The 1505-nt window shown below is 56.5% G+C and carries 1 rRNA gene (only partly in view); it reads left to right on the forward strand.

Annotated features, from left to right (window positions below):
- Positions 1–1503 (forward strand): 23S ribosomal RNA (locus tag ACFQ6N_RS40170); it begins 1366 nt to the left of the window's first position.
- Positions 1504–1505 lie beyond the last annotated feature (2 nt).

A 1505-nucleotide genomic window follows, 5' to 3' on the forward strand; every position in this document is an offset into this window, starting at 1 on the left:
CGTCAGTAGGTGAGCGATGGGGTGACGCAGGAAGGTAGTCCAGCCCGGGCGGTGGTTGTCCCGGGGTAAGGGTGTAGGCCGTGAGGTAGGCAAATCCGCCTCACATTAAGGCTGAGACCTGATGCCGAGCCGATTGTGGTGAAGTGGATGATCCTATGCTGTCGAGAAAAGCCTCTAGCGAGTTTCATGGCGGCCCGTACCCCAAACCGACTCAGGTGGTCAGGTAGAGAATACCGAGGCGTTCGGGTGAACTATGGTTAAGGAACTCGGCAAAATGCCCCCGTAACTTCGGGAGAAGGGGGGCCATTCCTGGTGACGGCACTTGCTGCCAGAGCTGGGGGTGGCCGCAGAGACCAGCGAGAAGCGACTGTTTACTAAAAACACAGGTCCGTGCGAAGCCGTAAGGCGATGTATACGGACTGACGCCTGCCCGGTGCTGGAACGTTAAGGGGACCGGTTAGTCGTGATTCGTCACGGCGAAGCTGAGAACTTAAGCGCCAGTAAACGGCGGTGGTAACTATAACCATCCTAAGGTAGCGAAATTCCTTGTCGGGTAAGTTCCGACCTGCACGAATGGCGTAACGACTTCTCGACTGTCTCAACCATAGGCCCGGTGAAATTGCATTACGAGTAAAGATGCTCGTTTCGCGCAGCAGGACGGAAAGACCCCGGGACCTTTACTATAGCTTGATATTGGTGTTCGGTTCGGCTTGTGTAGGATAGGTGGGAGACTTTGAAGCAGCAACGCCAGTTGTTGTGGAGTCGACGTTGAAATACCACTCTGGTCGTGCTGGATGTCTAACCTGGGTCCGTGATCCGGATCAGGGACAGTGTCTGGTGGGTAGTTTAACTGGGGCGGTTGCCTCCTAAAGAGTAACGGAGGCGCCCAAAGGTTCCCTCAGCCTGGTTGGCAATCAGGTGTTGAGTGTAAGTGCACAAGGGAGCTTGACTGTGAGACTGACGGGTCGAGCAGGTACGAAAGTAGGGACTAGTGATCCGGCGGTGGCTTGTGGAAGCGCCGTCGCTCAACGGATAAAAGGTACCCCGGGGATAACAGGCTGATCTTCCCCAAGAGTCCATATCGACGGGATGGTTTGGCACCTCGATGTCGGCTCGTCGCATCCTGGGGCTGGAGTAGGTCCCAAGGGTTGGGCTGTTCGCCCATTAAAGCGGTACGCGAGCTGGGTTTAGAACGTCGTGAGACAGTTCGGTCCCTATCCGCTGTGCGCGTAGGAGTGTTGAGAAGGGCTGTCCCTAGTACGAGAGGACCGGGACGGACGAACCTCTGGTGTGCCAGTTGTCCTGCCAAGGGCATGGCTGGTTGGCTACGTTCGGGAGGGATAACCGCTGAAAGCATCTAAGCGGGAAGCCTGCTTCGAGATGAGCACTCCCACCTCCTTGAGAGGGTAAGGCTCCCAGTAGACGACTGGGTTGATAGGCCGGATATGGAAGCCCTGTAAGGGGTGGAGTTGACCGGTACTAATAGGCCGAGGGCTTGTCCTCAG

It is taken from the genome of Kitasatospora sp. NPDC056446 (assembly GCF_042796115.1).
In the GTDB taxonomy this organism is placed as follows: Bacteria; Actinomycetota; Actinomycetes; order Streptomycetales; family Streptomycetaceae; genus Kitasatospora.